Below are 13,251 nucleotides of genomic sequence, written 5' to 3' on the forward strand. Positions count from 1 at the left end.
CCTCAGTGACCTCTTCCTAGGTTGAATCAAATCGATTTAACTCAGCGCTCATCGGACGCGCGGAGTGACGCGGATACAAGGAGGTATCGCATGATTTCACCTAAGGCGGCGACGCGCCTGCTCGCCACCCTCGGAGGCCTAGCCGTGATCGGCACCGCCCTCGCCGGCTGCTCCGGTTCGGGCTCCAGCGCATCCAGCGGCTCTGGCAAGACGTCGATCTCCGTCCTCGCCGGCGGCAACGACGCGGCCTCATCGAAGCTCGCCAACGACCTGGCGACGGCATTCCACAAAGCGAATCCCTCGGTGACGGTCAAAATGGAAACCCGCCCCGGCGGCACGGATGGCGACAACCTGATCAAGACGCGCCTCTCCACCCAGTCGATGAACGACGTCTTCTTCTACAACTCCGGCTCGTTGTTCCAAGCGCTGCATCCTGACACGCAGCTTCAGCCGTTGACTGACGAGTCATGGGCGAAGGACCTCACCGCCGACTTCAAGAAGACCGTCAGCACCGATAAGGGCCTTTACGGGGCGCCGCAGGGAACCACCTTCGACGGCGGCGTCATGTACAACAAGAAGGTCTACGCGCAGCTCGGGCTCTCGGTGCCGCAGACGTGGGACGACTTCATCAGCAACAGCGAGAAGATCAAGGCCGCCGGCATCACACCGATCCTGGCGTCCTATGGCGACACCTGGACGAGCCAGCTGTTCGTGCTCGCCGACTTCGCCAACGTCGCTGCCCAGGACAAGAACTGGGCCGATGACTACACCGACAACAAGTCGAATGCGAAGTACGCCAAGGAGCCCGCGCTCGAAGGGTTCACGCACACGCAGGAAGTCTTCGACAAAGGTCTGGTCAATAAGGACTACGCCTCGCTGACCAACGTCAACGCGCTGAAACTCCTCGCCACCGGCAAGGCCGCCCAGTACCCGATGATCACGTCGGTCATCGCCAACGTCGTTCAGAGCAACCCCGACCAGGTCAACGACATCGGTTACTTCGCGCTGCCGAGTGACTCCGGCACGCCGCACGCCACCGTATGGGAGGCCAACGGCGCCTACATCCCCAAGTCGACGACAGGCGACAAGCTCGCTGCCGCCAAAAAGTTCGTCGCGTTCATCAACTCGCCGACGGGGTGCAAGATACAGGCCGACGCAGGCACGCCCGCCGGTCCGTTCGCAACGAGTGCCTGCACGGTTCCCGACAACGCGCCCGCCCTGGTGAAAGACGAGCTCAAGTACCAGGAGGACAACCAGACCGGCCTCGCGCTCGAGTTCCTGTCGCCGATCAAGGGCCCGAACCTCGAGAAGATCCTGATCCAGGTCGGCTCGGGCATCTCCACTGCGAAGCAGGGTGCCGCGCTCTACGACCAGGACGTCAAGGCGCAGGCGCAACAGCTCGGCGTCAAGGGTTGGTAGGCCGACCCGCACCTGTGATCGAAACCCGTAGAGGAGCAGACATTGTCGACGGCAACTCCGGCGACTTCCGCCCAGGCGAGTGACGTCGCCGCACCGGCGCAACTCGCATCTTCCGAGCCTCCAGGCAGGCGACGAATCCGCTCGCCCTATCCGAGCTGGTTCTTCATTCCAGCGATCGCCCTGTACGTCGTCTTCTTCGCAGTGCCGACGCTCGCGTCGTTCTACTTCTCGCTGACCAGGTGGTCGCTCTTCGACGCTCAGTTCATCGGCATCGCGAACTACGTGCAGTTCTTCCACGACCCGCAGCTGTACACGAGCTTCATCCACACCCTCATCTACGGCGTCCTCACGTCGGGCGCGAAGGTGGTCATCGGATTCCTGCTCGCGCTGCTGCTCACGTCACCCGTGATCGGGCGGGGCTACCTGCGAGCCGTCGTGTTCTTCCCCGTGCTGTTGTCGACCATCGGCGTCGGCATCCTCTGGAAGTCACTGCTCGACCCGTTCCACGGCATGGTCAACGGGGTTCTCGGCTTCTTCGGCCTGCCTCAGCCCGGCTGGTTCACCGACCCGAATCTCGCCCTCTATTCGATCGCCGCGGTCGACATCTGGAAGGGCGTCGGAATCGCGACCCTTATCTTCATGGCCGGCATGGTCGCTATTCCGAGCGAGTACTTCGAAGCCGCGCGGATGGACGGCGCCAGCGGATTCCGGATCGTGCGAGACATCACCATTCCGCTCTCGCGCGGCGCGACCGCGACGGTGATCATCCTGTCGCTCATTGGCGGCCTGCGCTCGTTCGACATCATCTGGGCAACGACCGGCGGAGGGCCCGGCTTCACCAGCGACGTCATCGCCTCGGTGATCTACAAGCAGTACCAGGCCGGCTTCTACGGTCTGTCGACGGCGGGCAACGTTGTGCTGTTCGTCGTGGTGACGGCGATCATGGTGCCGCTGTCGTTCGCGCTAAACCGAAAGCAGGTGGAGCTGTGACCGCGCGTCGCGTCCGAGCATGGATCGTCGGCTCTGCGGCGATCCTCGTCTCCGTCGTCGTCTTCCTCGTGCCGTTCGCCTTCGTCGTCCTCCAGGCGGCGAAGACTCCGGCCGAGGCATCCGATCTGAAATTCTCACTGCCTCGCTCGTGGCAGTTCTTCCAGAATCTCGTCGCGGTGCTACAAAGCGGCGACGGCCTGATCTGGCGCGCCTTCATCAACTCGGCCGTTCTGACCGTGGCCTCAGTCGCGCTCATGGCAATTGTGGCTGCAATGGCCGGCTACGTGCTGGCGCGCAAGCGCAGCAAGTGGGGCCCGACCGTCAACTTCTTCGTAATGGCGGGACTCATCGTGCCGCCGGCCGTTGTTCCGACGATCTGGGTGCTTCAGGCGCTCGGGCTGTTCAAGACGATGCCGGGCATGATCCTGATCGAGACCACCTTCGGGCTGTCCATCTGCATCCTGCTGTTCCGCGCCTTCTTCAACACGGTGCCGACGGAGCTCGACGAAGCCGCGATCATCGACGGTGCGGGTCGGGTGCGCCTGTTCTTCCAGGTCATTCTTCCCCTGCTTCGGCCGGTCATCGTGACCGTGATCGTGGTGCAGTCGGTCTTTGTCTTCAACGACTTCGCCGGGCCGCTCTACTTCCTGCCGGGCACCGACAACGCCACAGTGCAAACCACCTTGTACACCTTCGCGGGCCAGAACCTGAGCTATTACAACTTGCTCTTCATGGACATTCTGCTCATCACGATCCCGCCGCTGGTGGCATTCATCTTCTTCAACCGCCAGATCGTCGCCGGCATGACCAGCGGCGCGATCAAGGGCTGACCCTGACGACTCATCACGACACGAAACCGGAGACCTACGACATGACCTGGAATGCCCGAATGATCGCGGCCGATTCTGCCTTCGACGGTGCGCCGCTGCTCCGCGGCGAGTTCACGCTTGAGGAGGGACACGGAGCGGTCGCGCGAGCGACCCTGTTGCTGACCGCTCACGGCGTGGTAGAGGCATGGCTCAACGGACGCCAGGTCTCGGCGGACGTCTTGACGCCTGGGTGGAGCAGCTACGAGTGGCGGCTGCGCTACGCGAGCTACGACGTCACCGAGCTGCTCGAACCGACGAACGTGCTCGGCCTCGCCCTCGGCAAGGGTTGGTTCGCCGGGCGACTCGGGTGGAGCGGCCGAGGCAACTTCTACGGCGACGAGCTCGGGGGCTTCGCCCAGCTCCAGGTGGAATTCGAGGACGGCAGCACGCAGATCATCGGAACCGACGAGAACTGGACCGCTGGGCCGAGCGCGGTCCTGGCGAACGACCTCTACGACGGGCAGACGATCGACGCCCGCCTTCGAGACGATGCCTGGCTTCGGCCCGGGTTCCGAAGCGAGCACTGGGTCGGTGTTCACACCGTTGACTTCGACACCGCCACGCTGGTGCCGTACACCGGACCGCGCGTGGGCCGGTGGACCACGCTGCCGGTCATGGAAGTCATCACGTCACCCTCCGGCAAGCAGCTGCTCGACTTCGGGCAGAACGTGGTCGGGTGGGTCAGGGTGCGGGCCAACGGGCCCGCGGGTACCGAAGTGGTGCTGCGGCACGCGGAAGTGCTCGAGCACGGCGAGCTGGGCACGCGCCCGCTACGCACGGCGAAGGCGACCGATCGCTATATCTTGAGCGGCGGCGATGACGAGTTCGAGCCCACCTTCACTTTCCACGGGTTCCGCTATGTCGAGGTGTCCGGCTGGCCGGGCGAACTGGACCCCGCGGACTTCACCGCGGTCGCCATCAGCTCGGATCTGACCCGCATCGGGAAATTCCGCACCTCTGATCCCCTGCTCAACCGGTTCCATGAGAACGTCGTGTGGGGCATGCGCGGCAACTTCGTCGACGTGCCGACCGACTGCCCGCAGCGCGACGAGCGCCTGGGCTGGACCGGTGACATCGCGGCGTTCGCCCCGACGGCCGCCTTCCTCTTCGATGTCGATGCTTTCCTGGGCGACTGGCTCGCCGACCTCGCGCTCGAGCAGCAGCATCACGATGGGATCGTTGGATACGTCATCCCCGACGTCCTCAAGTACACCGGCCGTGTGACCGAGTTCGGCGAGGTCGATTCGACGGCGATCTGGAGCGACGCAGCGGTCTGGGTGCCGTGGACGCTCTTTCAGGCCTACGGCGATCGCGACGTGCTCGAGCGGCAGTTCGAGTCGATGTCCGCGCACCTGCACCACGTCAAGTCACTGCTCTCCCCCACCGGCGTGTGGGAGAACAGCTTCCAGTTCGGTGACTGGCTCGACCCCGATGCCCCGCCAGAGAACCCGGCGCGCGCCAAGGCCGACCCGGCTGTGGTCGCTACCGCCTGCGCCTTCCGCTCAGCGGCGATCGTTGCCGAAGCCGCAGCCGTCCTGGGCAAGGCGGAAGCCCAGCGCGAGTTCGAGGAATTCGCCGCCGAACTGCGCGCCGCCTTCAACGACGCGTATGTGTCCGATGGCGTCGTGAAAAGCGACTGCACGACCGTGTACGCCCTGGCGATCGTATTCGGCCTGCTCGATGCGAAAGACGAATCGGCCGCAGGGTCTCGACTCGCCGAGCTGGTGGCGGCGGCGCACTACCGCGTCTCGACCGGCTTCGCCGGAACGCCGTTCATCACCGACGCGCTCACCAAGACCGGCAACCTCGACGCCGCCTATCGGCTGCTGCTCGAGCGCGAGTGCCCGTCGTGGCTGTATCCCGTCACCATGGGAGCCACGACCGTGTGGGAGCGCTGGGATTCGATGCTGCCCGACGGCACGATCAACCCCGGCCAGATGACCTCGTTCAACCACTACGCGCTCGGCGCCGTCGCCGACTGGATGCACCGCGTCGTCGGCGGGATCGCCCCCCTCGAGCCCGGGTACTCCTCCGTACTCATCGCCCCACAGCCCGGTGGCGGCCTCACCGAGGCCGAGACGTCTCTCGAGACCCGGCACGGCCGCGTCACCGTGCGGTGGGCCATCGAGAACGGTGCGCTGACGGTCGACGCCGAACTGCCTGAGGGCGTCGGCGGCGTGCTTCGGATGGCTGGCCGCGGGGACCAGGAACTTAGCGGCGGCCGAGTGTCGGCGTCAGCGCCCTTCCCGGCCTGAGCGATCGCGTGCCGGCCACCGAGTGAAACGATTCATCGCCGCCTCTGCTATCGTCTGAAACGATTCATTCCCTCACGGAAAGAAGACGCAATGACGCGCACTGAAACCTTCACCCCGGCGCACGACGCCCACCACTGGCGCTCGACGATCTCCGTCGCGATGTCGAACTACATCGAAGCCGGCTCGATCATCGCCATCGCCACCAGCCTCGGCTTCTGGCAGACCGCCTTCCACTTCGGCAACGGAGCGGCCGGCGTGCTCGCCGCCTTCAGCCCGAACGCGTTCGGCGCGGCGATCGGCGCCATTCTGGGCGGCCCGCTCGCCGACCGGTTCGGCCGCAAGTTCATCTACACCTACGACCTGCTGCTCTACATGCTCGGCATGCTTTTCGTGATCTTCGCGGGCAACACCGAGCTGCTCTTCCTCGGCTTCCTGCTCGCGGGCATCGCTGTCGGAGCGGGTGTCCCCGCCGCCTGGACCTACATCGCCGAGGTCGCACCCGACGATCGCCGGGCCGCCCACGTCGGCACCGCGCAGCTCGCCTGGTCGCTCGGGCCCCTGGTCGGCTTCGCGCTCGCAATGGCGGTCGCGCCGCTGGGTCTGCTCGGAGCGCGCCTGATCTTCGCGTGGCTCTTCGTCGTGGCGCTCGTGACCTGGCTCGTGAGGCGCGGGCTGCCCGAATCCGGCATCTGGGCCGAGCAACGCGAGACGAACAAGAAGTCGATCACCATCGGCTTCAGTCTCAAGGCGCTCTTCACCCGCCGCGTGAACATCACCGCCCTGCTGTTCCTCTTCGGCGTTTACGCGTTCTGGAACACCGTCGCCGGCCAGGCGGGCATCTTCATGCCCCGCGTCTATGAGGCCAGCGGCTTCACGTCGCCGATCGAGCAGGATTTCATCCAGGTCATCGTCTGGTTCTGCACGTCGCTGTTCACCTGGCTCGGCTTCATGCTCTTGGGCGATCGGATGTCTCGCCGGCTGCTCTTCGCGATCGGGTCGGTGCTCGCGATCGTCGCCTGGGTGGTGCTCGTCTTCAGCCACCCGAGCTTCGGCGTGCTGATTTTCTTCGCCATTGTCTGGGGAACGTCGGCCGGCATCGGCGCGCAAGCCTTCTACGGACTGTGGACGAGCGAACTGTTCGCGACGCCGTATCGCGCCGGAGCACAGGGGGTGCTCTTCACCGCGGCCCGCCTCATGGTGGGCTTCCTGAGCCTCTGGTTCCCGACACTGCTCGCGACGGTCGGGCTCTCGAAGCTCGGCATCCTGATCATCGCGCTCCTCGCGGTCTCGTTCATTGTCGGCACGATGTGGGCGCCGGACACGCGGGGCAAGAGCCTGCGCGAGATCGAGCAGGAGCGCTACGGCGAGTATCTCGAGACCGACACCGCCTACCTGCGCATTGCGAAAGAGGCCGGCCGGTGACCGAGCGCGTCTGCTTCCAACTGCGCGTGCGCCCCGAGCAGCTCGCGGAGTACCGCGAGCGCCACGCAGCCGTGTGGCCTGAGATGCTGCGCGAGATCGAAGCCAGCGGGCGCCGCAACTACTCGATCTTCCTCGGCGATGACGGGCTGCTCGTCGGGTACTACGAGCTCGCCGAGGGCACCACGCGCGAGGCATCCGATCGCTATCTCGCCGCCTCGCCCGTCGCCGCGCGCTGGGAAGCCGACATGCAGCAGTTCTTCGCCGATCTCGACGGGCGCGCCGATCAGGCAGCGACCGAACTGACCGAGATCTTCAACCTCGACCGGCAGCTGAGCGCTGCGGAAGGAGCCACCTCATGACCAGGGCGTTCACCGAGATCGCCGACCTGCTCGCGCAGCAGGCGATCGAGTTGCCGAGCTGGGCGTTCGGCAACTCCGGCACCAGATTCAAGGTGTTCGGGCAGGCCGGCGTGCCGCGCGACCCGTTCGAGAAGGTCAGCGACGCCGCCCAGGTGCACAAGGTCACGGGGCTGGCGCCGACCGTCGCGCTGCACATCCCGTGGGATCTCGTCGACTCGTACAGCGACCTCGCGAAGCACGCCGAGGACAACGGTGTCGCCCTCGGCACGATCAACTCGAACACCTTCCAGGACGACGCGTACAAGCTCGGCAGCTTGGCGCACAGCGATGCGGCGGTGCGCCAGAAGGCGATCGACCACCACTTCCGGTGCATCGACGTCATGAACGAGACCGGCTCGCGCGACCTCAAGATCTGGCTCGCCGACGGCACGAACTACCCGGGCCAGGACGATCTTCGGGGCCGGCAGGATCGGCTGGCGGAATCCCTCGCCACCATCTATGAGCGCATCGGCGAGCACCAGCGCCTGGTGCTCGAGTACAAGTTCTTTGAGCCCGCGTTCTATCACACCGATGTGCCGGATTGGGGCACGTCCTTCGCTCAGGTCAGCGCCCTCGGCGAGCGCGCGGTCGTCTGCCTCGACACCGGCCACCACGCGCCTGGCACGAACATCGAGTTCATCGTGATGCAGCTGCTGCGCCTCGGGAAGCTCGGCAGCTTCGACTTCAACTCGCGCTTCTACGCCGACGACGACCTGATCGTCGGGGCGGCCGACCCGTTCCAGCTCTTCCGCATCATCTTCGAGGTCGTGCGCGGCGGCGGCTACGGCGCTGACTCGGGCGTCGCGTTCATGCTCGACCAGTGCCACAACATCGAGAAGAAGATCCCGGGTCAGATCCGCTCGGTGCTGAATGTGCAGGAGATGACGGCGCGCGCGCTGCTCGTCGACACGGATGCCTTGGCCGCGGCTCAGCAAGCGGGTGAGGTACTGGGTGCCAACGGCATTCTGATGGACGCCTTCTATACCGATGTGCGCCCGGCCCTGGCCGAGTGGCGCGCGTCGCGCGGGCTGCCCGCGGACCCGATGTCGGCCTATGCCGCGTCGGGCTATCAGGAGAAGATCGAGGCCGAGCGCGTGGGTGGCACGCAGGCAGGCTGGGGTGCGTGAGATGAGTACTGCTGACGAACTGATCGCGCGGTCGAACCGCCTCGGCGCCGACCCGCGCAACACCAACTACGCAGGTGGCAACACCTCGGCCAAGGGCACCGAGATCGACCCCGTGACGGGCGAGCCGGTCGAGCTGCTGTGGGTCAAGGGCTCAGGCGGTGACCTCGGCACGCTGACGAAGGCGGGCCTGGCGGTGCTGCGCCTCGACCGGCTGCACGCGCTCGTCAACGTCTACCCCGGCGTCGAGCGCGAGGACGAGATGGTCGCGGCCTTCGACTACACGCTGCACGGCAAGGGCGGGGCGGCGCCGTCGATCGACACCGCCATGCACGGCCTGGTCGAGGCGGCGCACGTCGACCACCTGCACCCCGACTCGGGCATCGCGATCGCGACCGCCGCCGACGGCGAGCGCCTCACCGCCGAGATCTTCGGCGGCCGGGTCGCCTGGGTGCCGTGGCGGCGCCCGGGCTTCCAGCTCGGCCTCGACATCGCCGCGATCAAGCGGGAGAACCCCGAGCTGATCGGCGCCGTTCTCGGCGGCCACGGCATCACTGCATGGGGCGACACGAGCGACGAGGCCGAGGCGAACTCGCTGTGGATCATCAAGACCGCAGAGAGCTACATCGAAGAGCACGGGAAGGCCGAGCCGTTCGGCGCCGCCCTCGACGGGTACGCGCCGCTTGAGGCATCCGCTCGCCGTGAGAAGGCGGCAGCGCTCGCCCCGCACCTGCGCGCGATCGCCTCGCACGACAAGCCGCAGGTCGGGCACTTCACCGACACGGATGCCGTGCTCGAGTTCCTTGGCTCAGAGAAGCACCCGGCGCTCGCGGCGCTCGGCACGAGCTGCCCCGACCACTTCCTGCGCACGAAGGTGAAGCCCCTCGTGGTGGATCTGCCGGCTGAGGCATCCGTCGACGAGATCGTGGCCCGGCTGACTGAGCTGCACGAGGCGTATCGCGCCGACTACACGGCGTACTACGAGCGCGGCGCTGAGGCCGCCCGCGCCCGCGGCGAGGAGCCGCCGGCGATGCGCGGCGCGGACCCGGCGATCATCCTGGTGCCGGGCGTCGGCATGTTCTCGTACGGCGCGGACAAGCAGACGGCGCGGGTGGCGGGCGAGTTCTACGTCAACGCGATCAACGTGATGCGCGGCGCGGAAGCACTGTCGACCTACTCCCCCATCGACGAGTCGGAGAAGTTCCGCATCGAGTACTGGGCGCTGGAGGAGGCGAAGCTTCAGCGCCGGCCCAAGCCCAAGCCGCTCGCGGCACGCATCGCGCTCGTCACGGGGGCCGCCAGCGGCATCGGCAAGGCGACCGCGAAGCGGCTCGCCGCCGAGGGCGCGTGCGTCGTGATCGCCGACCTCGACCTTTCCAAGGCGCAGGCGGCCGCCGCCGAGATCGGCTCGACGGACGTCGCGGTGGGTGTGCAGGTGGACGTCACGGACGAGATCCAAGTGCAGAGATCAGTGGATGCCGCGCTGCTCGCCTTCGGCGGCCTCGACATCGTCGTGAACAACGCGGGACTGTCGCTGTCGAAGTCGCTGCTTGAGACGACCGTCGCCGACTGGGACCTGCAGCACAACGTGATGGCGAAGGGCTCCTTCCTGGTCTCGCGCGCGGCCGCACGCGTGCTGATCGACCAGAAGCTCGGCGGCGACATCATCTACATCTCGTCGAAGAACTCCGTGTTCGCGGGGCCGAACAACATCGCCTACTCGGCGACGAAGGCCGACCAGGCGCACCAGGTGCGGCTGCTCGCGGCCGAGCTCGGCGAGTACGGCGTGAAGGTCAACGGCATCAACCCCGACGGCGTCGTGCGCGGCTCGGGCATCTTCGCCGGCGGCTGGGGCGCCAAACGCGCCGCGGTCTACGGAGTGCCGGAGGAGAAGCTCGGCGAGTACTACGCCCAGCGCACGCTGCTGAAGCGCGAGGTGCTGCCCGAGCACGTCGCGAACGCCGTCTTCGTGCTGTGCACCGCCGACCTCGACCACACCACGGGGCTGCACGTGCCCGTCGATGCGGGCGTGGCCGCGGCGTTCCTGCGGTGAGCGGGCGCGCCAGCGGCGGTGCGCGCGAGTTCGCCGCCGTCGACCTCGGGGCGACGAGCGGCCGGGTGATCCTCGGGCGCATCGGCCCCAGCGAGCTCGAGCTGCGGCACGTCGCGCGGTTCCCGAACGAGCCCGTGACCTTGCGCGACGGGCTGCACTGGGACGTGCTTGGGCTGTACCGCAGCGTGCTCGCGGGCCTCGCCGCAGCTGTGCGCCAGAGGGCCGACATCGCGTCGGTGGGCATCGACTCGTGGGCCGTCGACTACGCATTGATGCGTGAAGGGCGGATGCTTGGGCTGCCGTACCACTACAGAGACGAGCACCGTGGGCTGCTCGGCCCGAGCGAGCTGCATCGCACGTTCGACCATGCCGCCCTGTTCGCGCGCAACGGCCTGCAGTTCCTGCCGTTCAACACCGTGTATCAACTGGCCGCCGAGCCATCACTCGATGAGGCCGACGCCCTGCTGCTGATTCCCGATCTATTGGCGTTCGAGCTCACCGGGGTCGTCGCGGCCGAGCGCACCAACGCGTCGACGACCGGGTTGCTCGAGGCACGCACACGCGAGTGGGACCCGGTGGTGGCCGACGCCGTCGGGGCGCGCCGGCTGCTGCCCGAGCTCATCGACCCAGGCGCTTCGCTCGGTGCGCTCAGCGGTGCGGCGGGCGAGGCGGTAGGCGCCACCATGCCGCTCGTCGCGGTCGGCTCGCACGACACCGCGAGCGCAGTCGTGGCGGTGCCCGCGACGACCGATGACTTCGCGTACATCTCGTGCGGCACGTGGGGCCTGGTCGGGGTCGAGCTCGAGGAGCCAGTGCTGACGGACGCCGCCCGTGAGGCATCCTTCACCAATGAAGGCGGCGTCGATGGCCGCGTGCGGTTCCTGCACAACGTGATGGGGCTGTGGCTGCTGTCGGAGTCGATCCGCACCTGGCTCGGCCCCGGTGCCAGCGCTGCGCAGCAGTCGAGCGCTTTGGAGGAGCTGCTCGCGCAGGCCGCCGAGGTGCAGGCATCCATGCCCGTCTTCGACGTGGACGACCCGCGATTCTTGGCCCCGGGGGACATGCCTGCGCGCATCTCGGCCTGGTTTTCAGAGCGCGGGATGCCGGTGCCGGCCTCCCGCGCCGAGCTGGTGCGCTCGATCATCGAGAGCCTCGCGCAGGCCTTCGCCGAGACGGTGCGAGCGGCGTCCACGCTGTCCGGCAAGCGAGTGTCTGCCATTCACATGGTCGGCGGCGGTGCGCAGAACCGGCTGCTGTGCCAGGCGACGGCGGACCGTGCCGAGCTGCCGGTGATCGCCGGGCCTGTCGAGGCGACCGCGATCGGCAACCTGCTGGTGCAGGCGCGAGCAGCCGGGGCACTTTCCGGATCGCTCGAGTCGCTGCGCGCGCTGGTCGCGGCGACGCAGGCGCCTGAGACATACACTCCGAGAACGACGAGAGAGACGGTGCGCAATGGTTGAGCGCCAGATTCCCAAACCCGCCGAGATCTTCGAGCTGATGAAGTTCAAGCGCCCCGAGTTGAACGGACGCAAGCGCAGGCTCGAGAAGGCGCTGACGATCTATGACCTGCGCGAGGTCGCGAAGCGGCGCACGCCCGCGGCCGCCTTCGACTACACCGACGGCGCGGCAGAGGGCGAGCTGTCGCTGGCCCGCGCACGGCAGGCGTTCGAGGACGTGGAGTTCCACCCGTCGATCCTGCGCGACGTGTCGCACGCCGACCCGTCGACCACGATCTTCGGCGGCCCGTCGGCGCTGCCGTTCGGCATCGCACCCACCGGGTTCACCCGCCTGATGCAGACGGAGGGCGAGATCGCCGGGGCGGGCGCCGCGGGGGCGGCGGGGATCCCGTTCACACTGTCGACGCTCGGGACCACGTCGATCGAGGGCGTGCGGGCGGCGAATCCCAACGGCCGCAACTGGTTCCAGCTCTATGTGATGCGCGACCGCTCCGTGTCGTACGGGCTTGTCGAGCGCGCGGCGGCGGCCGGCTTCGACACCCTGTTCTTCACGGTCGACACGCCCGTCGCGGGCGCGCGGTTGCGCGACAAGCGCAACGGATTCTCCATTCCTCCGCAGCTGACGCCGCGCACCGTGGTGAACGCGATTCCGCGGCCGTGGTGGTGGTGGGACTTCCTGACCACCCCCAAGCTCGAATTCGCGTCGCTGACGTCGACGGGCGGCACGGTCGGCGAACTGCTGGACGCCGCCATGGACCCGTCCATCGACTGGGACGACCTGCGCGAGATCCGCGCCATGTGGCCGGGCAAGATCGCGATCAAGGGCGTGCAGAACATTGAGGATGCCAAGAAGCTGGCCTCCCTCGGCGTCGACGGCATCGTGCTCTCGAACCACGGCGGGCGACAGCTCGACCGCGCGCCCATCCCGTTCCATCTGCTGCCCCAGGTGGTGCGCGAAGTCGGCCGCGACGTCGAGATCGTCGTCGACACCGGCATCATGAACGGCGCCGACATCATCGCGTCGATCGCGCTGGGGGCGCGGTTCACGCTCATCGGCCGCGCCTACCTCTACGGGCTCATGGCCGGCGGGCGCGCAGGGGTCGACCGGGCGATCGAGATCCTGTCTGATCAGCTCATCCGCACGATGAAGCTGCTGCAGGTCTCATCGCTCGAGGAGCTGACGCCCGCGCACGTGACGCAGCTGCGAAGGCTCGAGCCTCGCGAGCTGTAGGAGGGAGAAACCGCTTTCACGTTACGCTCTCCC

The 13,251-nt window shown here is 67.2% G+C and carries 10 protein-coding genes; all 10 read left to right on the plus strand.

Features of this window, described 5'->3' with window-relative positions; all coding sequences use genetic code 11:
• Positions 1-90: 90 nt before the first annotated feature.
• The 10 genes from ABD736_RS05330 to ABD736_RS05375 all read left to right on the plus strand — a co-directional run bounded on the left by ABD736_RS05330 (position 91) and on the right by ABD736_RS05375 (position 13,218).
• Positions 91-1,419: an ABC transporter substrate-binding protein gene (locus tag ABD736_RS05330; RefSeq protein ID WP_344790702.1), complete on the plus strand. Its 1,329-nt coding sequence runs from the start codon at positions 91-93 to the stop codon at positions 1,417-1,419.
• Between the two features lie 42 nt (positions 1,420-1,461).
• Entirely contained in the window at positions 1,462-2,409 is a 948-nt protein-coding gene (locus ABD736_RS05335; protein ID WP_344790703.1) for a carbohydrate ABC transporter permease, read from the plus strand.
• Positions 2,406-3,239, plus strand: a complete 834-nt coding sequence (locus tag ABD736_RS05340) for a carbohydrate ABC transporter permease (protein WP_344790704.1) — start codon at positions 2,406-2,408, stop codon at positions 3,237-3,239. The genes ABD736_RS05335 and ABD736_RS05340 overlap by 4 nt, the downstream gene beginning before the upstream one ends.
• Positions 3,240-3,280: 41 nt before the next feature.
• Positions 3,281-5,533: an alpha-L-rhamnosidase gene (locus ABD736_RS05345; RefSeq protein ID WP_344790705.1), complete on the plus strand. Its 2,253-nt coding sequence runs from the start codon at positions 3,281-3,283 to the stop codon at positions 5,531-5,533.
• Between the two features lie 90 nt (positions 5,534-5,623).
• On the plus strand, positions 5,624-6,955 hold the full coding sequence (locus ABD736_RS05350; protein ID WP_344790706.1) for an MFS transporter: 1,332 nt from the start codon (positions 5,624-5,626) through the stop codon (positions 6,953-6,955).
• A complete protein-coding gene (locus ABD736_RS05355) occupies positions 6,952-7,314 on the plus strand; it encodes an L-rhamnose mutarotase (RefSeq protein WP_344790708.1) in 363 nt (120 codons plus the stop codon). The genes ABD736_RS05350 and ABD736_RS05355 overlap by 4 nt, the downstream gene beginning before the upstream one ends.
• Positions 7,311-8,480 (plus strand): L-rhamnose isomerase, encoded by a 1,170-nt coding sequence (gene rhaI, locus ABD736_RS05360; RefSeq protein WP_344790709.1) that lies wholly within the window; start codon positions 7,311-7,313, stop codon positions 8,478-8,480. Before ABD736_RS05355 ends, rhaI begins: the two co-directional genes overlap by 4 nt.
• A 1-nt stretch (position 8,481) precedes the next feature.
• Positions 8,482-10,530 carry a bifunctional aldolase/short-chain dehydrogenase gene (locus tag ABD736_RS05365; RefSeq protein WP_344790710.1) on the plus strand — a complete coding sequence of 683 codons (2,049 nt, stop codon included), beginning with the start codon at positions 8,482-8,484 and terminating at the stop codon, positions 10,528-10,530.
• Positions 10,527-11,990, plus strand: coding sequence for a rhamnulokinase (locus ABD736_RS05370; RefSeq protein WP_344790711.1), 1,464 nt, complete (start codon positions 10,527-10,529; stop codon positions 11,988-11,990). Before ABD736_RS05365 ends, ABD736_RS05370 begins: the two co-directional genes overlap by 4 nt.
• Entirely contained in the window at positions 11,983-13,218 is a 1,236-nt protein-coding gene (locus ABD736_RS05375; RefSeq protein ID WP_344790712.1) for an alpha-hydroxy acid oxidase, read from the plus strand. The genes ABD736_RS05370 and ABD736_RS05375 overlap by 8 nt, the downstream gene beginning before the upstream one ends.
• The last annotated feature ends 33 nt before the right edge of the window (positions 13,219-13,251 follow it).

The sequence above is a fragment of the Gryllotalpicola daejeonensis genome, from assembly GCF_039538145.1.
In the GTDB taxonomy this organism is placed as follows: Bacteria; Actinomycetota; Actinomycetes; order Actinomycetales; family Microbacteriaceae; genus Gryllotalpicola; species Gryllotalpicola daejeonensis.

Coding starts and splice junctions, on each gene's coding strand:
- ABD736_RS05330 (WP_344790702.1), top strand. CDS start 91: ATGATTTCACCTAAGGCGGCGACGCGCCTGCTCGCCACCCTCGGAGGC.
- ABD736_RS05345 (WP_344790705.1), top strand. CDS start 3,281: ATGACCTGGAATGCCCGAATGATCGCGGCCGATTCTGCCTTCGACGGT.
- ABD736_RS05350 (WP_344790706.1), top strand. CDS start 5,624: ATGACGCGCACTGAAACCTTCACCCCGGCGCACGACGCCCACCACTGG.
- rhaI (WP_344790709.1), top strand. CDS start 7,311: ATGACCAGGGCGTTCACCGAGATCGCCGACCTGCTCGCGCAGCAGGCG.
- ABD736_RS05365 (WP_344790710.1), top strand. CDS start 8,482: ATGAGTACTGCTGACGAACTGATCGCGCGGTCGAACCGCCTCGGCGCC.
- ABD736_RS05375 (WP_344790712.1), top strand. CDS start 11,983: ATGGTTGAGCGCCAGATTCCCAAACCCGCCGAGATCTTCGAGCTGATG.